This window comes from Curtobacterium sp. MCBD17_026, assembly GCF_003234895.2.
Taxonomy (GTDB): Bacteria; Actinomycetota; Actinomycetes; order Actinomycetales; family Microbacteriaceae; genus Curtobacterium; species Curtobacterium flaccumfaciens.
Window position 1 is genome coordinate 3,345,834 of the sequence record NZ_CP126281.1, and the last position, 19,859, is coordinate 3,365,692.

At 68.5% G+C, this 19,859-nt stretch carries 21 protein-coding genes; all 21 read right to left on the reverse strand.

Annotated elements, in window-relative coordinates; all coding sequences use genetic code 11:
• Positions 1-8: 8 nt before the first annotated feature.
• The gene (gene rplB, locus DEI85_RS15900) at positions 9-848 is read right to left on the reverse strand and encodes a 50S ribosomal protein L2 (protein WP_027466728.1); all 840 of its coding nucleotides are present in this window, start codon (positions 846-848) and stop codon (positions 9-11) included.
• 18 nt (positions 849-866) lie between these two features.
• Positions 867-1,166, reverse strand: coding sequence for a 50S ribosomal protein L23 (rplW, locus tag DEI85_RS15905; RefSeq protein WP_027466729.1), 300 nt, complete (start codon positions 1,164-1,166; stop codon positions 867-869).
• On the reverse strand, positions 1,163-1,822 hold the full coding sequence (gene rplD / locus DEI85_RS15910) for a 50S ribosomal protein L4 (protein ID WP_027466730.1): 660 nt from the start codon (positions 1,820-1,822) through the stop codon (positions 1,163-1,165). The genes rplW and rplD overlap by 4 nt, the downstream gene beginning before the upstream one ends.
• Before the next feature lie 2 nt (positions 1,823-1,824).
• Positions 1,825-2,481, reverse strand: coding sequence for a 50S ribosomal protein L3 (rplC, locus tag DEI85_RS15915; protein WP_027466731.1), 657 nt, complete (start codon positions 2,479-2,481; stop codon positions 1,825-1,827).
• Positions 2,482-2,493: 12 nt separating this feature from the next.
• Positions 2,494-2,802, reverse strand: coding sequence for a 30S ribosomal protein S10 (gene rpsJ / locus DEI85_RS15920; protein ID WP_017885534.1), 309 nt, complete (start codon positions 2,800-2,802; stop codon positions 2,494-2,496).
• A gap of 521 nt (positions 2,803-3,323) precedes the next feature.
• Positions 3,324-4,151: a DarT ssDNA thymidine ADP-ribosyltransferase family protein gene (locus DEI85_RS15925; protein ID WP_110859499.1), complete on the reverse strand. Its 828-nt coding sequence runs from the start codon at positions 4,149-4,151 to the stop codon at positions 3,324-3,326.
• An 80-nt stretch (positions 4,152-4,231) separates the two neighbouring features.
• On the reverse strand, positions 4,232-5,209 hold the full coding sequence (locus DEI85_RS15930) for a DNA topoisomerase IB (protein WP_110859498.1): 978 nt from the start codon (positions 5,207-5,209) through the stop codon (positions 4,232-4,234).
• A gap of 174 nt (positions 5,210-5,383) precedes the next feature.
• Positions 5,384-6,571 (reverse strand): elongation factor Tu, encoded by a 1,188-nt coding sequence (tuf, locus tag DEI85_RS15935; RefSeq protein WP_110859497.1) that lies wholly within the window; start codon positions 6,569-6,571, stop codon positions 5,384-5,386.
• A 147-nt stretch (positions 6,572-6,718) separates the two neighbouring features.
• Positions 6,719-8,836: an elongation factor G gene (gene fusA, locus DEI85_RS15940; RefSeq protein WP_110859496.1), complete on the reverse strand. Its 2,118-nt coding sequence runs from the start codon at positions 8,834-8,836 to the stop codon at positions 6,719-6,721.
• A gap of 97 nt (positions 8,837-8,933) precedes the next feature.
• Positions 8,934-9,404, reverse strand: coding sequence for a 30S ribosomal protein S7 (gene rpsG / locus DEI85_RS15945; protein WP_017885539.1), 471 nt, complete (start codon positions 9,402-9,404; stop codon positions 8,934-8,936).
• Between the two features lie 5 nt (positions 9,405-9,409).
• Positions 9,410-9,778 (reverse strand): 30S ribosomal protein S12, encoded by a 369-nt coding sequence (gene rpsL / locus DEI85_RS15950; protein WP_017885540.1) that lies wholly within the window; start codon positions 9,776-9,778, stop codon positions 9,410-9,412.
• 228 nt (positions 9,779-10,006) lie between these two features.
• The gene (locus tag DEI85_RS15955; RefSeq protein WP_111123213.1) at positions 10,007-11,182 is read right to left on the reverse strand and encodes a hypothetical protein; all 1,176 of its coding nucleotides are present in this window, start codon (positions 11,180-11,182) and stop codon (positions 10,007-10,009) included.
• 35 nt (positions 11,183-11,217) lie between these two features.
• The gene (locus DEI85_RS15960) at positions 11,218-11,703 is read right to left on the reverse strand and encodes a DUF6121 family protein (RefSeq protein ID WP_110859494.1); all 486 of its coding nucleotides are present in this window, start codon (positions 11,701-11,703) and stop codon (positions 11,218-11,220) included.
• A 27-nt stretch (positions 11,704-11,730) separates the two neighbouring features.
• A complete protein-coding gene (locus DEI85_RS15965) occupies positions 11,731-12,345 on the reverse strand; it encodes a CBU_0592 family membrane protein (protein ID WP_502868679.1) in 615 nt (204 codons plus the stop codon).
• A 161-nt stretch (positions 12,346-12,506) separates the two neighbouring features.
• Entirely contained in the window at positions 12,507-13,199 is a 693-nt protein-coding gene (locus DEI85_RS15970) for a hypothetical protein (protein WP_111123211.1), read from the reverse strand.
• Between the two features lies 1 nt (position 13,200).
• Positions 13,201-13,977: a PilN family protein gene (locus tag DEI85_RS15975; RefSeq protein ID WP_111123210.1), complete on the reverse strand. Its 777-nt coding sequence runs from the start codon at positions 13,975-13,977 to the stop codon at positions 13,201-13,203.
• Entirely contained in the window at positions 13,974-15,026 is a 1,053-nt protein-coding gene (gene pilM / locus DEI85_RS15980) for a type IV pilus assembly protein PilM (RefSeq protein WP_111123209.1), read from the reverse strand. The genes DEI85_RS15975 and pilM overlap by 4 nt, the downstream gene beginning before the upstream one ends.
• 59 nt (positions 15,027-15,085) lie before the next feature.
• On the reverse strand, positions 15,086-15,949 hold the full coding sequence (locus DEI85_RS15985; RefSeq protein ID WP_502868680.1) for a prepilin peptidase: 864 nt from the start codon (positions 15,947-15,949) through the stop codon (positions 15,086-15,088).
• Positions 15,946-17,838 carry a pilus assembly PilX family protein gene (locus DEI85_RS15990; protein ID WP_111123208.1) on the reverse strand — a complete coding sequence of 631 codons (1,893 nt, stop codon included), beginning with the start codon at positions 17,836-17,838 and terminating at the stop codon, positions 15,946-15,948. Before DEI85_RS15990 ends, DEI85_RS15985 begins: the two co-directional genes overlap by 4 nt.
• Positions 17,838-18,500, reverse strand: a complete 663-nt coding sequence (locus tag DEI85_RS15995) for a prepilin-type N-terminal cleavage/methylation domain-containing protein (RefSeq protein ID WP_111123207.1) — start codon at positions 18,498-18,500, stop codon at positions 17,838-17,840. The genes DEI85_RS15990 and DEI85_RS15995 overlap by 1 nt, the downstream gene beginning before the upstream one ends.
• Entirely contained in the window at positions 18,500-19,837 is a 1,338-nt protein-coding gene (locus tag DEI85_RS16000) for a prepilin-type N-terminal cleavage/methylation domain-containing protein (protein WP_181436313.1), read from the reverse strand. Before DEI85_RS16000 ends, DEI85_RS15995 begins: the two co-directional genes overlap by 1 nt.
• Positions 19,838-19,859: the final 22 nt, after the last annotated feature.

Sequence of the window (19,859 nt, forward strand, 5' to 3'; positions counted from 1 at the left end):
CTGAACTCCTACTTGCGCTTCTTGCCGGCGTTACGGCGACGGACGATGAGCTTGTCGCTCGGCTTGTTCGGCTTGCGCGTACGGCCCTCGGACTGACCCCAGGGGCTGACCGGGTGACGACCACCGGAGGTCTTGCCCTCACCACCACCGTGCGGGTGGTCGACCGGGTTCATGGCGACACCACGGACGGTCGGGCGGACGCCCTTCCAGCGCATGCGGCCGGCCTTGCCCCAGTTGATGTTCGACTGCTCGGCGTTGCCGACCTCGCCGATCGTGGCGCGGCAGCGTGCGTCGACGTTGCGGACCTCGCCCGACGGCAGACGGAGCTGCGCGTAGGGGCCGTCCTTGGCGACGAGACGCACCGAGGCGCCGGCGGAGCGAGCCATCTTGGCGCCGCCACCGGGGCGGAGCTCGATGGCGTGCACGACCGTACCCACGGGGATGTTGCGCAGCGGCAGGTTGTTGCCGGGCTTGATGTCGGCGCCGGGACCCTGCTCGATGACGTCGCCCTGCTTGAGCTTGTTCGGCGCGATGATGTACCGCTTCGTGCCGTCCACGTAGTGCAGGAGCGCGATGCGCGCAGTGCGGTTGGGGTCGTACTCGATGTGAGCGACCTTGGCGTCGACGCCGTCCTTGTCGGAGCGACGGAAGTCGATCACGCGGTACTGGCGCTTGTGGCCACCACCGATGTGACGCGTGGTGATGCGGCCGGAGCTGTTGCGACCACCGGTCTTCGGCAGCGGACGAAGCAGGGACTTCTCCGGAGTCGAACGGGTGATCTCAGCGAAGTCTGCGACCGACGAGCCGCGACGACCGGGGGTCGTCGGCTTGTAGTTACGAATAGCCATGATTTATCCCTCTGGTCCTCAGCCGACAGCCGTGAAGATGTCGATCGAACCGGACTTGAGCGTCACGATGGCGCGCTTGGTGTCCTTGCGCTTGCCGAGACCGAACTTGGTGCGACGGGTCTTGCCCGGGCGGTTCAGCGTGTTGATGCTCGCGACCTTGACGTCGAAGATCTTCTCGATGGCGAGCTTGATCTCGGTCTTGTTCGAGCGGGGGTCCACGATGAACGTGTACTTGCCCTGGTCGATGAGCGCGTAGCTCTTCTCCGAGACGACCGGCGAGATGATGACGTCGCGCGGGTCCTTGTTGAAGCCGCTCATGCGGTGATCTCCTTCGCGGTCTTCGACGCGATGAAGGCGTCGAGGGCGCTCTTGCTGAAGACGACGGCGTCCGAACGCAGCACGTCGTAGGCGTTGAGCTGGCCGTACGAGAGCGCGTGGACGTTCGACAGGTTGCGGATCGACTTGAGCGTCAGCTCGTCGTCCGTCTCGAGCACGACGAGCACGTTCTTGACGGGCGCGACCTTCTCGAGGAGCGTGCGGGCGGTCTTGGTCGACGGCAGTTCAGCCGCGACGAAGCCCTCCACAGCGGAGATGCGGCCACCGCGTGCACGGTCCGAGAGCGAGCCGAGCAGAGCAGCGGCGATCATCTTCTTCGGGGTGCGCTGCGAGTAGTCGCGCGGGGTCGGTCCGTGGACGACGCCACCGCCGGTGTGCTCCGGAGCACGGACGGAACCCTGACGGGCGCGGCCGGTGCCCTTCTGCTTGAACGGCTTGCGACCGGCACCGCGGACTTCGCCGCGGTTCTTGGTCTTGTGGGTGCCCTGACGCGCGGCTGCGAGCTGCGCGGTGACGACCTGGTGGATCAGCGGGACGTTGGTCTCGACGTCGAAGAGAGCTGCGGGGAGCTCGACGGTGCCGGACTTGGCACCCGATGCGTCGAGGACGTCGATCGTGGTTGCGGTCGTGGTGGCCATGATCACTTACCCTTCACGGCGGTGCGGACGAAGACGGAGCGGCCACGAGCACCGGGGACGGCGCCCTTGACGAGCAGCAGACCCTTCTCGGCGTCGACGGCGTGCACCGTGAGGTTGAGGACGGTCACGCGGTCGCCACCCATACGACCGGCCATGCGCATGCCCTTGAAGACGCGCGACGGGGTCGAGGAAGCACCGATCGAGCCGGGCTTGCGGTGGTTGCGGTGCGCACCGTGCGAGGCACCGACGCCGTGGAAGCCGTGGCGCTTCATGACACCGGCGAAGCCCTTGCCCTTGGAGGTACCGACGACGTCGACCTTCTGGCCCGCCGTGAACGTGCCGTCCACGGTGAGCTCCTGGCCGAGCGTGTACTCAGCGGAGTCGTTGGTACGGATCTCGGTGAGGGTGCGACGCGGGGTCACGCCAGCGGCCTCGAAGTGGCCAGCGGCCGGCTTGTTGACCTTGCGCGGGTCGATGGCGCCGGCGGCGATCTGGATCGCCTCGTAGCCGTCGCGCTCAGCGTTGCGGATCTGGGTGACCACGTTCGGGCCGACCTCGATCACGGTGACGGGGATGAACTTGTTGTTCTCGTCCCACACCTGCGTCATGCCGAGCTTCTTGCCGAGGAGGCCCTTGACGGTCTTGGTTGAGTTCGCCATTGGTCAGCCCCCTTACAGCTTGATCTCGATGTTGACGTCTGCCGGCAGGTCGAGTCGCATGAGCGAGTCCACGGCCTTCGGCGTCGGGTCGACGATGTCGATGACCCGCTTGTGCGTGCGCTTCTCGAAGTGCTCGCGCGAGTCCTTGTACTTGTGAGGGGAACGGATCACTGCGATCACGTTCTTCTCGGTGGGGAGCGGCACCGGGCCGACCACGGTTGCACCGGCACGGGTCACCGTGTCGACGATCTTCCGGGCCGACGTGTCGATGACCTCGTGGTCATACGACTTGAGCCGGATGCGGATCTTCTGTCCCGCCATGTGTCTCTTGTCCTCTCTGCGCCGCGCACCCTCTGGCCGCCTGACGCCGCTCGGTTCCGCATTCCTGCGGACCGTGCTGTTTTCCTGAACCAACCGGCCGCATCCACTGGGGATGACCGCTGTTCACCTGTCAACCTCGCGGGCGACCGTGGCCGTCCAGCGTGGGCAATCGACTGCCTCGTGATCCGGGCGCAGCAGTGGTGCACCGCGTCCGTCACATCTCGGGGAGTCGTGTTCTGCTGCCTGCGGCCCAACCCAGCCCTGCTGAACAAGGGGGTTGTGCACTGCCAGAGCAGTGATCCTGTGGGCATGCACCCACGGGGAATTCGGAACCGGACAAGTCTCGCATAGCCCCGGCCCACGTGCAACCCGGGCGTGTCGCGAATCGCCGGGCGTGTCCCGCGGGCTCGCTTGCCCGGATCCACGCGGATCGGACGGCCTGGAGGCGCGGCTCGGCCCCGCAACGCGGAGCACCCTCCGGACGTGGTCCGGAGGGTGCCTCGAAACGGGTCAGGAGACCGTCACTCAGCGGTCACCGGGGGCACGAACCACGGCGGGAAGACGGCCACTCGCGGAGCGTGTCCACCGTGGTCGGCGAGCACGGCGCGGACCGTCTGCCGGGCCTTGTCGTTGGGCACGCCGATGACCGCGACCGACGTGAACGGCACGCTCGGACCGGCGAGCAGCTCGAGGCCGTGCATCTCCGGGTCCGTGAAGTCGGTGCGACGGATCAGGTTCGTGGCGGCGTCGGGCCCGACGGCGAACCGGACGTCGTCGGCGTCGGCGTCCTGGTCGGCGACGATCACGGATGCCCCGAACGCCGAGACCGGCACGACGAGCACGACGTAGTCGATCGCCCGGGTGCGACGGGCGGCATCGGACCAGCGCTCGCCCTCGGCGCCCGTCCGGAGTTCGTCCCAGCGGGTGGCGTCGGGGGACAGCGTGAACGGCACGTGGCCGGCGATCGAGGAGCCGTCTGGTGCCTCGGCCTCGGCGCGGGCGGCGCGGGTGTCGGCAGAGCTCACGTCGACGACGGGCTCCGCCTGGTCGGACGCCAGGATCGCACCGGCGCCGACGATGCCGTCGAGGTTGTCGATGTGGGTGACGTGGTGGGCGCGGAGCGCTGCGAACTCACGCGCCTCGGGCAGGTCGGCGGACGACGAACGGAGCGACGTCGGCGACCGCAGCGACGTCCCGGGCCCGGAGGCCGGCGGGTCGACGCGCAGGTTGGTGGTGATGCGGGTCCGGCGTGGTGCCGGGGTGGCTGGGGTCTCCGACGCTTCGCGCTGCCGGGGTGCGCAGATGTCGCAGAGCTCGGTGGGGAAACCGTGGATGCACTCGTCGGTCACGACTGTTGTGGGTCCTTCCGTGCCGTCTGGGGGTGGTCCGGCACGTCGACCAACGCTACGTCATCCGGACGGCCCCCGGGTCATTGTCGGTAGAGCAGCGCCCGGACCTCGGCCTCGGCGGACGCCAGGCGGTTCGGATCGATGGTCTCCCCGTGGTCGTACGCGTCGAGCAACCGGGGGTCGATGTAGCTCTGTCGGCACACCGTCGGGGTGTTGCCGAGCTCCTCGCTGGCGGCCTTGACCGCGTGCGAGACGGCCTTCTTCCGCTTGGCCTGCGACGACTGCGGGCCGGTCTTCGCCAGGTCCACCGCAGCCGCGACCGTGCCGTGCAGGGTCCGGAAGTCCTTCGCGGTGAACTCGTCGCCAGCACGTTCCTTGACGTAGGCGTTGATGTCCTCGGCGGAGAGCGGCTCCCACTCCGCCCCGCGACGCTCGCGGAACGACAGCAGCCGCGCGTTCGGTCCGCGCCGCTTCATGCCCGCGATGACCCGCGCGAGGTCGTGGTCGTGGATCGACGACGACCACTCCTGCCCGCTCTTGCCGGGGAAGTCGAGCTCGATGTCGTCGCCGGAGACGTGGGCGTGCGCGCAGAGCAGCGTCGACAGACCACGGCTCCCGTGCTCGGTGGCGTACCGCTCGGACCCCACCCGGAGCGACCCCTGGTCGAGCATGCGGAACGCTGCGGCCAGTGCCCGGCGACGGTCCGGCTCGGGGCGACGGAGGTCCTGCGTGACGCCACGGCGGGCCACCGGCAGCGATTCGGCGAGTGCCAGCGCGCGGTCGTACTTGATGCGGTCCATCCGCTCCCGCCAGGACGGGTGGTACATGTACTGCCGCCGACCGGCGCCGTCCGTCCCGGTGGCGAGGATGTGTCCGTTGGGGTACGGCGAGATCCAGACGTCGTCCCACGCCGGCGGGATCACGAACTCCTCGAGCCGACGGCGCTCGTCCGGATCGGTCACCGTGTTGCCCTGGGGATCACGGTACGAGAAGCCGCTCCCGGATCGGACGCGGTGGTAGCCGCGACCGGAGGTCGCGGATCTGCGGAGGCGTGTCACGACGCCGAGCCAACTCCGTGACGCCTGTGACGGGTCACGGGGCGGACAGGAGGCGCGGCACCGGCCCGGCCCCGGGCCTCCGCTCCGGCGCCCTGTACGGCCCGTCAGCGGCCGGGGACGACGAAGCGGGGCCGGGCCCTGAAGGCCCGACCCCGCTGTCGCAAGGAACCGGAGTTACTTGATGATCTTCTCGACCGTACCGGCACCGACCGTACGACCACCCTCACGGATGGCGAAACGGAGGCCCTCTTCCATGGCGATCGGCTGGATCAGCTCGACGGTCATGGCGACGGTGTCACCGGGCATGACCATCTCGGTGCCCTCGGGCAGCGTGATGACGCCGGTGACGTCCGTGGTGCGGAAGTAGAACTGCGGGCGGTAGTTCGCGTAGAACGGGTTGTGACGCCCACCCTCGTCCTTGGTCAGGATGTACGCGTTCGCCTGGAACTCGGTGTGCGGCGTGACCGAACCCGGCTTCACGACGACCTGGCCGCGCTCCACGTCCTCGCGCTTGAGGCCACGGATGAGCAGACCGGTGTTGTCACCGGCGACCGCCTGGTCGAGCAGCTTGCGGAACATCTCGATGCCCGTGACGGTGGTCTTCTGCGTCGCGCGGATGCCGACGATCTCGACCTCCTCGTTCAGGTTGAGCGTGCCACGCTCGACGCGACCGGTGACGACCGTGCCACGACCGGTGATCGTGAAGACGTCCTCGATCGGCATCAGGAACGGCTGGTCGGTGGCGCGCACCGGGTCCGGCACGTGCTCGTCGACCTGGGCCATGAGGTCCTGGACCGACTTGACCCACTTCTCGTCGCCCTCGAGCGCCTTGAGCGCCGAGACCTGCACGACGGGGGCGTCCTCGTCGAACTGCTGCGAGCCGAGGAGCTCGCGGACCTCGAGCTCGACGAGCTCCAGGATCTCCTCGTCGTCCACCATGTCGGACTTGTTCAGTGCGACGACGATGTAGGGGACGCCGACCTGACGGGCGAGCAGCACGTGCTCACGCGTCTGGGGCATCGGGCCGTCGGTGGCGGCGACCACGAGGATCGCGCCGTCCATCTGTGCCGCACCCGTGATCATGTTCTTCACGTAGTCGGCGTGACCGGGGGCGTCGACGTGCGCGTAGTGACGCTTCTCGGTCTGGTACTCGACGTGCGAGATGTTGATCGTGATGCCGCGCTGGCGCTCCTCGGGAGCGTTGTCGATCTGCGCGAAGTCGCGGGCCTCGTTGAGGTCCGGGTACTGGTCGTGCAGAACCTTGGTGATCGCCGCCGTGAGCGTGGTCTTGCCGTGGTCGACGTGACCGATGGTTCCGATGTTGACGTGCGGCTTGGTGCGCTCGAACTTGGCCTTGGCCACTGTGGGTCCTCCTCAGGACTCGGAAGCGTCACCCCCGGCCGGCCCTGGATGGGCTCGGAACCGTTGGTGCGCGGTGTGTGTCTGTACTTTACTTGGTGGCGAGGGGCCCGTCGCCGGGCGCCCCCGCCTGTGGAGAAGCGCTGAGCGCTACTCCCCCGCGTTCTTCGCGATGATCTCCTCGGCGACCTTGGCCGGGACCTGGCTGTAGGTCTCGAAGGTCATCGAGTAGACCGCACGACCAGAGGTCTTCGACCGCAGGTCGCCGACGTAGCCGAACATCTCGGACAGCGGCACGCTCGCGCGGACCACCTTGACGCCCGAGGCGTCCTCCATCGAGGCGATCTGGCCACGACGGGAGTTCAGGTCACCGATGACGTCGCCCATGTACTCCTCAGGAGTACGGACCTCGACGGCCATGATCGGCTCGAGGATCGCCGGACCGGCCTTGCGAGCCGCTTCCTTGTAGGCGATCGAGCCGGCGATCTTGAACGCCATCTCGGACGAGTCGACGTCGTGCGCCGCGCCGTCCTTGAGGATGGCCTTCACGCCGACCGTCGGGTAGCCCGCGAGGATGCCGACCTGCATGGCGTCCTGGATACCGGCGTCGACCGACGGGATGTACTCGCGCGGGACACGGCCACCGGAGGTCGCGTTGACGAACTCGTAGACCTTCTCGCTCGTGACCTCCATCGGCTCGAGCGCGATCTGCACCTTCGCGAACTGGCCGGAACCACCGGTCTGCTTCTTGTGGGTGTAGTCGTAGCGCTCGACGATCTTGGTGAGCGTCTCGCGGTAGGCCACCTGGGGCTTGCCGACGCTCGCCTCGACGTGGAACTCACGCTTCATGCGGTCGACGAGGATGTCGAGGTGGAGCTCGCCCATGCCCTTGATCGTCGTCTGACCGGTCTCGGCGTTGAGCTCGACGCGGAACGTCGGGTCCTCTTCGGCGAGCTTCTGGATGGCCGTGGAGAGCTTCTCCTGGTCAGCCTTCGTGTTCGGCTCGATGGCGACCTCGATGACCGGCTCCGGGAACGTCATCGACTCGAGGACGACCTGGTTGGTCGGGTCGCACAGGGTGTCACCGGTGGTGGTGTCCTTGAGGCCGATGACCGCGTAGATGTGGCCAGCGGTCACGTTGGCGACCGGGTTCTCCTTGTTGGAGTGCATCTGGAAGATCTTGCCGATGCGCTCCTTCTTGCCCTTGGTCGAGTTGACGACCTGGGCACCGGACTCGATCGAGCCGGAGTAGACGCGCACGTAGGTCAGACGACCGAAGAACGGGTGCACCGCGACCTTGAACGCGAGGGCCGAGAACGGCTCGGACGCGTCGGGCTTGCGGATGATCTCCTTCTCCTCGTCCTTGACGTCGTGGCCGATCATCGGCGGCACGTCGAGCGGGGACGGGAGGTAGTCGATGACGGCGTCGAGCATCGGCTGGACACCACGGTTCTTGAACGCGGAACCGCAGAGGACCGGGTAGAGCGTGCTGCTCACCGTGAGGGCACGGATGGCTGCCTTGATCTCGGCGACCGAGAAGTCGGTGTCGCCCTCGAGGTAGCGCTCCATGAGGACGTCGTCCGCCTCGGCCACGCGCTCGATGAGCTTCTCGCGGTACTCGGCGGCACGGTCCTGCAGGTCGGCCGGGATCTCTTCGATCTCGTACTTCGCGCCCATCGCGACGTCACCCTTGGCGTCGCCGCGCCAGGTGAGTGCACGCATCTGGACGAGGTCGACGACACCTTCGAACGAGCTCTCGGAACCGATCGGCAGCTGGAGCACGAGGGGCTCCGCGCCGAGGCGGTTCACGATGGTGTCGACGGTGTAGTAGAAGTCGGCGCCCAGCTTGTCCATCTTGTTGACGAAGCAGATGCGCGGGACGTCGTACTTGTCGGCCTGACGCCAGACGGTCTCGGACTGGGGCTCGACGCCCTCCTTGCCGTCGAAGACGGCGACCGCACCGTCGAGGACGCGGAGCGAGCGCTCCACCTCGACCGTGAAGTCCACGTGACCGGGGGTGTCGATGATGTTGATCTGGTTGTTGTCCCAGAAGCAGGTCGTCGCGGCCGACGTGATCGTGATGCCGCGCTCCTGCTCCTGCGCCATCCAGTCCATCGTGGCAGCGCCGTCGTGGACCTCACCGATCTTGTGCGTGATGCCCGTGTAGAACAGGATGCGCTCGGTCGTCGTGGTCTTGCCGGCATCGATGTGCGCCATGATGCCGATGTTGCGGACCTTGTTCAGGTCGGTGAGCACGTCCTGTGCCACAGGGTTCCTCCGGAAGAGTTGTAGGAGATTGGTGGTCGGCCGGGCGCCGGGGGTTTTGCCCGTCGGCGCCCGGACCGATCAGCCAGCAGAGCCGGGACTACCAGCGGTAGTGGGCGAAGGCCTTGTTCGACTCGGCCATCTTGTGCGTGTCCTCGCGGCGCTTGACCGCGGCACCGAGACCGTTCGACGCGTCGAGGATCTCGTTCATGAGACGCTCGGTCATCGTCTTCTCGCGACGGGCCTTGGCGTACGAGGTGAGCCAACGGAGCGCGAGGGTGTTCGCGCGGTGCGGCTTGACCTCGACCGGGACCTGGTAGGTCGAGCCACCGACGCGGCGGCTGCGGACCTCGAGGGTCGGACGGACGTTGTCGAGCGCCTTCTTCAGCGTCACGACGGCGTCCTGCTGGTTCTTGGCGGAAACGCCCTCGAGTGCACCGTAGACGATGCGCTCGGCGAGGCCCTTCTTGCCGTCGAGCAGGATCTTGTTGACGAGCTGGCTGACGATCGGCGCACCGTAGACCGGGTCGGCGACGACGGGACGCTTGGGGGCGGGACCCTTACGAGGCATCTAACTCAACCCTTCTTCGCGCCGTAGCGGCTACGAGCCTGCTTACGGTTCTTGACTGCCTGGGTGTCCAGGGCGCCACGGATGATCTTGTACCGCACACCCGGGAGGTCCTTCACACGACCGCCACGGACGAGCACCATCGAGTGCTCCTGGAGGTTGTGGCCCTCACCGGGGATGTAGGCCGTGACCTCGGTGCCGTTCGAGAGCTTGACACGAGCGACCTTGCGCAGTGCCGAGTTCGGCTTCTTGGGGGTGGTGGTGTAGACGCGGGTGCACACACCACGCTGCTGGGGGTTCGCCTTCAGGGCGGGCGCCTTGGTCTTGGTGACCTTCGGCGTACGACCCTTGCGAACCAGCTGCTGAATAGTAGGCAACTGTTCTCCTGGTTCTTCGCTCGTGCTCTCTGGCCGGCGCGTTCCGCCGGCTTCCTCGTCCCACGCTGATCACCGCCGGACGGCGGGTGTTCGAGTGGGGGACGGAGTGGTCCGGCTGGGCGATCCCGCTCGCCGGACTTTTCGGGCGCGCCCGAGGGCGCACACCCGGTAGAGACTACCCGCGTAACGGGACGAAATCAATCCGGGTCACCCCGGGAACCGACACCGTCATGAGCCGGTGTCGGAGGACCCGTTGCCCACCGCCGAGCGGAACGTGGCACCGTCGCTCGAGAAGCCGGTGACGTACCCGCTCGCGTTCACGTTGAGCGGCCCCGCGGACGCCGTTCCGGTGCCGGCCGCACCCGAGATGTCGGCCGTGTACTTCGCCCGTCCGAACGTCGTCGTCGTGATCAACCAGCCGTTCGTCGTCCAGTTGCCGACCCGGACCGTCGGCCGCGTCTCGAGTGTCCACTTCTGGTTCGAGTACGTGTACGCCGGGTTCTGCCCGTACGCGTAGAAGCTGCAGCCGGCGGGGGCGGCGTCGGTGGAGGCGATGCAGCCGTCCACCCAGTCGTCCACCGCTCGCTCGGCGGCCTGCTGCCCCGCGGTGGTCAGGGTCGTGGTCATCTGCACCGGGCTCGAGGTCGACCGCCCGAACCCGCTGACGCTGGCCGATCCCCCACTGGCCGTGGTCCACTCGTCGCCGTCGAAGGCGACGTCGTAGGTCCCGGGCAGCGCGCGGAGGCTCACCGTGCCGTCCTTCGCGGTCTTCACGTTGCTGCCGGCGACGGTGACCGCAGCACCGGACGGCCCTCGCACCGCGACGTCGACCGTGCCGAGTTCGGGGGCCTGCAGCTCCCAGATCGGGAACACGCCCCAGTCCGTCCCGGTCTTGTCGAGCGTGAAGGTCGCGGCGACGTCCTGCCCGCCCTGGCGCAGGTACGCGCGGACCGTGGCGGTGTCGCCCTCCGTCCGCGTCGCGGCGACCCGGTAGCCGGTGACCTTGTCCGATGCCTTCGCGTAGGCGGCTTCGCCGAGGAGCACGTCGGTCTTCTCGCGATCGATGCCCGCGTCGTCGAGGGCGTCGGCCACGCGTCCGGCCGTCAGGTCGTCGAGGAACGCCCGCACCGGGCGGTCAGCGGAATGCGTGGACGAGCCGATCAGGGAGCCGGCGATGCCGCCGACCAGGAGCAGCGAGAGCACCACGACGCCGGCGACGATCCCGGCGACTTGTCCACGGCGGAGCTTCCGACGAGGGCGCGCCCGCCGCGCGCCGAACTGCGCGCCGCCCCGCGGGTCCAGCGGGGTGCCGAGCGGCGCGTCCTGCGTCCCGCGGATCGTGGCGACGGGCGGCACCGAGCCCCAGCCGTGCTGGTCCGGATCCGCCGTCTGCTCGTCGCTCATCGTTCCCCCGTTGCGTGTCCGCGTACCCCGCGAGACTACCGCGCCGAGTGGTCCTCGCCCGCGACGGTGGACTCCGTCCGGGTGCCAGCCCCGTCGGTCGCGGTGCCGGTCCGCGCCTGGTGCCGGGCCATCGAGATCCCGCCGAGCACCGACAGGAGCGCCACCACGACGGACCCGACCACGAACGGCCCGAGGGCGTACCCCGCGGGGAAGACGAGGAGCTCCGTCGCGTCCGAGCGGACGAGCGCGTAGCCCACGGCTCCGACGCCGAGCATGACCAGGTAGACCGTCGCTGCGGCCACCAGGGCCGTCACGCCGGGGTTGCCGTCACGCGCACCCGCCGCGGTCGCGAGGAAGACCACCACCGCGGCGCCGACCACCATCGCGGGCCCGAGGTACGGGGTGGCGTCGGGCTGCGAGATGACCTCGACGTCGGCGAGCAGGGCTTCGAAGCCCGTGACGGCGATCACGAGCGCGATGAAGAGGACGGACGTCATCGTCGCGATCAACCACCGGGACATGCGCCGATCGTATCGCCGACCGGCTGGTCAGCGAGCGGGTTCGGCGTGGCCAGTGTCGTCCGCGTGCTCGCGACGGCCCGCCCGGTCGGACTGCTCGTGCGCGGCGGCGACCAGGGCGAGCGCGATCGTCGCCGTGATGATCGGGACGGTCTCGGTCATGGGGGCGGGCGCCTCCGGCACCGCGGCGGGTGCCGCATCCGGCATCGTCGCGTCCGTCTCGTCCGTCGCGTCCGTCGGGTCGTCGGACTGGAGGCCCGTGGCGGCGTCCGCCTCGGCGGTGGCCTCCGGCTCGTGGTCGCGCAGCGCCGGGCCGATCACCGGCAGGACCCCGGTGGTCGCGGCCGGCTCAGCGTGCAGGACCGCCGGCTCGGAGGACACGGATCCGTCGCGCTTCGCCGCGCGACGCGCTCGGCCCATCCTCACCAGGACGACGACGGCGACGATCGCCCAGATCCCGTTGACGATCGTCGAGGGGACGGCGTGGTGCGCGGCGACGTTGATCGCTACCGCGAGGCCGCCGACCAAGTTGAGCAGCTGGTAGAGCGGACCGTTCGGGATCTTGCCGGTGGAGAACAAGATGTAACCCGCTAGAACGGTTACGGCACCGAACCAACCGAGGAATTCCACGATTCCGACCAACACGCGCGACTCCGGGCACGACGAGGAACGGCCGATTCGAGCCGACCGTTCGAGAGGGGATGAGCAGCCGCGATCACGGCGTCTGGTGCATCGTAATCACAACGACGGGTGTCGCGGAAGTGGGGTCGGCGTGGCGTGGCCGGCCCCGGTCAGTGGGGGCGGGTTCAACCCTTCGCGGCGGTGTCCGACCCGGCGGTAAGGACGTACACGTAGCCACCGAACGTCCACGTCGTCGCAGCCGCCGCGGCAGGGTCGGTGGAGTCCTGCGAGACGGAGGAGGACACCGTGGTGACGAGGAAGAGCCGAGCGCCGTCCTGCATGCCCCCGACGAAGGACAGGGCCTGGTCGAACGACCCGTCGACCGACACCGAGACGGGGATGGCCGAGAAGTTGGCGGCCGAGATCGCGGGATCCGTCAGCGGTGCCGTCGCTCCGTCGGCCGCACCGGTGGTCGGTTCGGCGGTCGCGCCATCGGTGGCTTCGGCCGCCGCGTCGGTCGCGGCGGCGGGCGCGGTGTAGGCAACGGCGTCCGAGGTCGTGATCGCCGACACCTTCACGCCAGCCTTCGCGGCCACGCTGTCGACCGCGCCGTAGAACGACGACATGCTCGCGCTCGAGGGCACCGAGGCGGTGAGTGCGGCGAGCTCCGCCTTGAGCTTCGGGAGGGACTCCGCCCGGTCCTTGAGCCGTGCGAGCTCCTCCGCCGTCGTCCGGTTCGTCGCGTCCACCGTCACCTGGTCGGTGCGGTCACTCGCGGCCTGTGCGAGATGTGGCTGCACACCGAGGAAGAACCCCGCGAGCGCCACCACGACCATCGCCACGACGGCGAGGAGCATGTTGAGTCGGTTGCGGGTCATCTCACTCGCCCTTGTCCTGGTACTTGCCGTCGAAGGCGGCCTGGTCGACGTGGATCGTCATGTTCACGGTGTAGGTACCGGTCGTCGGGTCGAGCGTGACCGAGTTCGCGGTCGCGTCGACGAAGCCCTTGAGCCCCTTGACGGCATCGAGCCACGACGGAACGGACGGCAGCGTCGGACTCTGCGCGTCAATGGTCAGGGTCGCGACACGCTGCCCCTGGAGCGGGGTGTCGGCCTGCGCGTAGGTCTCCAGCGGCGTGGCGGAGTCGATCGCGACGCCGGTGATCTCGACGCCCGCGGGGAGCGACGCCTTCAGCGAAGCGAGGTACGGCTGCCAGGCGATCTCCGTGGCCCCACCGACCGACTGCGCGGCTTCTCGCAGCGCGGTACCGGCCTCCGTGTCCCGGACCTCGCGGTAGTTCGCCTGCTGCTGCAGGAGCGACAGGGTCTCCTCCTGCGCGTGGGTCAGGTCGTCGTGGGCCTGGCTGGACAGGAGGCTGGCGCCGGCGGTCGCGATCCCGACCACGATCGCCACGAGGACGACGCCGGCCCACATCCGACGGACGACACGGCGACTGCGTCGGTCGGCGAGGACCTCGGTGGGCAGGAGGTCGACGCTGGGGCGGCCGCCGACGACGATCTCGTTGGGGGCGGTGCGACGCTGGCGCTTGACGCGCTCGGCAGTCTCGGCGGCGACACGCAGGGCGGGGTCGGGCGCCGCTCCTCGGCGGCGACTCCGTCCAGCACGCGAGGGCTTCGACCTGGTCGTCTGGCTCATGCTGCCTTCCCTCCCGCGGCGAGTCCCCATGCGACCGCGATGGAAGCCCCGTGTGCGTGCAGGTCTTCGACCCGGATGGACTTCGCGAGCGCGACGTTGGCGAACGGTGCCCCGAACCGGACGGGCGTCCGGGTGAACTCCGAGAGCGCTGCGGCGAAGCCGGGCAACGCAGCTGCACCACCGCAGAGCAGGATCTCGCCGACGGGTTCGGCGGGGTGTGTGTTGACGAAGTAGTTGACGGTGTTGCGGAGGCTGGAGAGCAGTTCGCCCATCGTCTCGCGGACCGCCGCCACCGCGAGCGCGTCGTCGCCCGTCCGAGCCCGCTCCGGATCCATGCCGAGGTGGCGTTTGACAGCTTCGGCCGCTCCCTCGTCGATCGTCAGCCGGCCGGCGAGGAGTCGCGTGATGTCGTCACCGCCGGTCGGCACGATGCGGACGAACTTCGGGACGCCGTCGGTGACGATGACGACGGTCGTCGTGTTGCCGCCGCACTCGACGATGGCGACCGTGCCAGACCGGTTCGCCGGTGCCAGCACGCGTGCCAGGGCGAACGGGATGAGGTCGACGCCGACCGGCTTGAGGCCCGCGTTCTGCACCGCACGGATGTTGGCGAGCACGGCGTCCTTCACCGCGGCGACGAGGAGACCGCTCACGGTGGGGCCGTTCTCCCCCGTCTCCTCACTCGTCGGGTAGAAGTCGAGGATGGCGTCGCCCACGGGCACCGGGAGCATGTCCTGCACCTGGAAGGGCAACGATTCGCGGATCTGCGCGATGGGGGCCTTCGGGACCGTGAGGTCGCGCGACAGCACCCGCTGGTTGCCCATGCCGAGCACGACGTCCTTCGAACGGAAGCGCCCGAGCGACCAGAGCTGTCGGAGCGCACCCGCGACGGTGTTCGGCTCGAGCACCTCCCCCTGCTTCGTCGCGCCCGGGGGCACGGGGACCTCCGCGAACCGCAGGATCGTCGGCCTCGGCTTGTCGGCGTCCTGGACCTCGACAGCACGGATCGCGGCGGCGCCGATGTCGACGCCCACGATGCTCTTCGACATGGGTGGTCCTTCCGTGACCGTCTTCGGGTCGGTCTGGTGGGTCAGCGCGCGACGAGGCGTCAGGCGAGTCCGAGGAGGCGCAGGTAGCCGTCCCAGGCGGGGGCACCGACGGCGATGCCGAGCCAGGCACCTGCGAGCATCCAGGGGCCGAACGGGATCCCGCTGCGACGGCCCGCCCGGCGCACGACCAGGAGGACGACTGCGAAGGTACCTCCGAGCAGGAACGCCGCGAAAGAACCCACTGCGAGGGGTCCCCATCCGAGGTACGCGAGCACGAGGCCGAGCACGGCGGCGAGCTTGACGTCCCCGAGCCCCATCCCGCCGGGCACGGCCAGCGCGAGCGCGAGGTAGGTGCCACCGAGGACGACCAGGCCGATGAGCCCCCGGAGCGCGGCACCCCAGTCGCCGGACACCGCCGACGCCGCCAGCAGGAGCACGGGCAACACGATGTAGGCCGGCAGCACGATCCGGTTCGGCAACGTGTGGGTGTCGAGGTCGATGAGCGTCAACGAGATGCTGATCGCCATCAGGTACAGGAGTGCGACGAGCAGGATCGCAGCGCGGATTGTTCCGGGGACGCCGTCCGGTGCAGCCAGCGTCGACCACGATGCGAGTACCGAGAGCAGGGTCACCGCGACGAAGAGGAGGCCCGTGGCGGCTTCGACGAGCGGGTACCGGACCGAGATGGGCGCCCCACAGTCGCGACACCGTGCACGCAGGACGAGCCAGGAGACCACGGGCACGTTGTCGCGGCGACGGATCTCGTGGCCGCACCCGGGGCAGGAGCTGGCCGGCACGACGACGGACATGCCCGCGGGCACCCGGTGGACGACGACGTTCAGGAACGACCCGATCGCGAGGCCGAGCACACCGACCAGCACGGCGACGAGGGGCGCCACAGCGGCGAAGGGAGTCACGGTCACTTCCCCGTCGGGGTGCCGTCGGCGCGGAATGCCGTGGCCGACTCGGTCTCGGTCGTCACGCCGTACGTCGTCGACACGGGCTGTAGGAACTTCGGCGGGGCCGAGGTCTTCAGCCTGGTGTCGTACGCGTACGCCTTCGCGTAGCCGGTGAGGTACGAACCGTACGAGGTCCGCACCGACCCACGGAACTGCTGCGCGATCGAACCGTAGATCGTCAGGACCCCGAGGTTCGACCCGAACGCGCTGTTCTGCACGTTGAAGGTGCCGAGGTTGCTCGCGATGGCGGCATCGATCTCGATGTTCCGGGTCGGGGCGAGGTTGGTGGACGAACCCGACGAAGGGGAGCACGTGCTGCCCGTCCCGGAGGAGCACGAAATGGGGTTGTAGACGGACACTGCTCGCTGCCCCACGAGGCCGAGCATGTCGTCCGAGCTACGCCCGTTCTGGTAGACGATGCTCCCGGTCACGTAGACGAAATTCTCAGCGGCCAGGGTCATCTGCCCTCCGAACGAACCCGACACGAAGGCGTCGCCGTTCCGGCATCCGTAGTACCCGGAGTCACCGAGGCTGCCGGTGAACTCGTTGCTCTTCGGGTAGCCGAGTCCGTTCCCGTAGTCAGAGGTGGTCTTGCCGCTGGCGTCCTTCACGTTCTGCTGGCAGTAGACCGGCGAACCGGCGTTCACGGTCCCGTTCACGGTTCCGCCCGGGGGCGGTGTCGTGTTGGGCGCCCAGTAGTTGGGGTCTCCGCTTGCGCTCGGGACCGTCTGCACGAAGACCAGGTTCGACGGCAGGGTCGGGATGACCGCTCCCGCACCGGTCAGCGCCGAGACCGATCCGCAGAGTGCGTCGTTCGTGCTGCCGCTGGTGATCGTGCCGTTCGCGGCCCCGGAGAGCTGTGTCTTCTTCGTCCACGGTGAGACGACGCGCATCTTGCCACCGGACAGGAAGGTGATCGACGTCGGCCCGGTGTAGATGCAGCCGGGCTTCGCGACCTTGTCGGAGATGTCCGTCCGTGCCTCCTGCTTCATGTTTGCGTTCGTGCTCGGCATCGGGAGGGTGCCCCTGTTCTTAATCCGACCGCCGTTGAACTTCGTCGAGGTCCGGCACGACGAGTCGACCTTCGTCTCCTTGCTCGTGTAGAAGAAGTCGTCTGCTCCGGTGTCGTACACGGCCTGGTTGAACGTCGCACCGCAGGCGGTGATGACGTCGTTCGTCCGGACGGGGCCGTCGAGCGTGTCACCCGCTCCGAACTGCACCGCGTCGCAGCTGGTGTAGTAGTTCCAGTTTCTGTCGTTGCGGTGCGCGGAGGTACACCGCGTCGTCGTCGCAGCGCCAGTCGCCGTCGTGGTGGTCTCACCGGTGAGGGCGGGGTCCTGCGACTCGTAGTTCGTGAACCAGAGGTAGTTCACGAAGCCGTCACCGCGCAGGTCGACGACGAGCGTCCGGGTCGCGTCGCCCGCCTTGCCGGTGACACGGAGACGGACCTTGCCGGTGTTCGCGTAGGCGGAGTTGTCGACCTCGTACCGGTAGAACTGATCGGTGCTCCCCACGACCGGCGCCCAGGTCCCGCCCACGGTCGTTCCGAAGGCCTTGTTCACGGTGTCCGTGGAGTACGTGCTCTCGCCCGAGAACGGGGTCCGCACCCCGTACCTCACGTACGCGTTGTCCGCCGCGAGACGTCCCTGGTAGTCCGACAGGCCGGCGTACGCCGCAGCCATCGCCTTGTTGTAGTCGTCGTCGTTCGACGCCTTCGTCGCGCCGCTCGTCGCGGTCGCGACCACCAGCGAGAGCACGATCATGAGCACCGCGCCGAGGCCGATGACCGCGGCGAGCGCCACGCCACGTTCGTCGTCACGGCTGCGGAGGGCACGGACAAGTCGGATGAGCATCATGACTCCGTCGCTGCGCCGTAGTCGAGGTTGCGCAGGTTGATGTTCGCTTGGAAGGTGGTGTCGTTCGCGGTCGTCCCCGTCACGGATCCGACCGTGAGGGCCACGTCGACCGATCGGATCGAGTCGAGGGTTGCGGCTGTCGGGGTGACGACGCCACCGGCGGCGTTCCGGTAGCTGAACAGCGGGCTGGTGCCGGCGCTCGTCCGGATGACGTCGGCCAGCACGATGGTCTTCGTCGTGCCGGTGAACGCGCAGTACCCGTTCGCCGGGCAGTCGCCGCGCTGGAGCTGCATGCGGAGCTTCGTGCCCTGCGTGTCGATCGTGACCTTGGTGAGCCCAGCCCGGGACGTGGAGAGGTCGACGCCGGAGTAGAACCGCATGCTCGTCGCCGTCGCACTCTCGAACGCCGCCAGGTTCGTCGTCTTCGTCAGCTGCACGCGGGACGCTTCACGCAGGTACCGGCTCACCTGCGTCATGGAGGTCGTGCCCTGCCGCGTGCTGTCGTTGACCGACGACACCGTCCGCTGGGCCTTGATCATCGAGACGAAGAAGCTCCCGACCAACGTGAGCAGCAGTGACGTGACGAGCATCGCCACGAGGAGCTCGACGAGCGTGATGCCCCGTTGCTCCGAGTGGAGACGACGGATGATCGCCCGCATCAGCTGACCGGCCTGGGATCGACCATCACGGCACCACTCCGGACGGCGCCGTTCGTGACCATCGCGGCGTTCTCGTTCGTGAGGGCGAGGGCGTTCGTGGTGGATCCGGCCGTGTCCCCGGAGTAGATCTTCCAGGTCCCCCACGGCAACGCGATCGACGCAGTGCCCGCTGCGAGCTTCGGGAACTGCAGGGTCATCCCTGCGGCACAGCCCGGGTCGCCGTTCACGGGCGTCGTCGTCTTCGCGGTCAGGAACTTGCCCGCCGTCAGACCCGAGAGCTTGACCGCCCCCATCTGCACGGTGATCGTCGCCTTGTTGTTCAAGGGCTCCGAGGGTGTCCCGACCTTCGACTTCGCATTCGGGGTCGTCCAGGACCCCGGCTCCGGGCTGAGACAGGTCGACGACGAGGTACCCGACGCGTCGACGACGTACGACCCGGCGACCACCCGGTAGCTCCCGTACGGGAACAGCGACGCCGACCCGGCGGTGTTCGTCAGTTGGGTGGTGCCGGAGGTCGGGTTGATGAGCGTCGTCGGCATGTTGGTGGGGAGCATCGCGCCCACGTCCGGGGTGGACGTGTACGTGAACGTGTACCTCGCTGCCACGTCGAAGCTGAACGCCGCAGCCCCGGAGGCGCCCGCAGCGACGGTGATCGTCTGCGATGACGGGCTGACCTGCTGGCTCGAGTCGACGTAGCCGCTCCGAGCGATCTTCACCGAATACGTGCCCGGAGCGACTCCGGAGACGTAGGTGCACCCCTCGTCATCGGTCGCGGGCATGGTGACCCCGTCCGGGCCGGTGACCGTCGGGATGATCCCGGAAACCCCGACGCCGTTCGCGTTCGTGACCCCGATCAGGATCGAACCCGTGCTGTCCGAGTTGATGTTCGTCAACGGAGCGATGGCGCTCGACATCGTGACCTGCTGCGAGCCGGACGACGATGCACTCGTCTTCCAGCTGACCGTGACGGTGACGGCTTTGTAGGACAGCACGCCTTCGCCGGTGCCGCAGGCCGTCGCGCTTCCCGAGGACCGGGTCCACGACACCTTGCGCGTGAGGGCGAAGGTCTGGTTACCGACCTTCGGCGAATCGGTACCGCTCTTGATGTCGAAGATGCTCGGGAGGTCGCGGAGGCCGTCGATGTCCTCCATCGCGATCGTCGACGCGACCTCCCGGGCACGGGTGTCCTTCGAGAGCACGAGAGAAGCGGTGATGCCGGCGGCGATGCCGGCGGCGATCAGAGCGAAGATCGTCATGGCGACCATCACCTCGACGATCGTGAAGCCGGCCTCGTTCTCACGGGCGGAACGCAGTCGCTCGGCGATGCGCGAGATCATGGCGTCCCTCTCCATTGGCGAA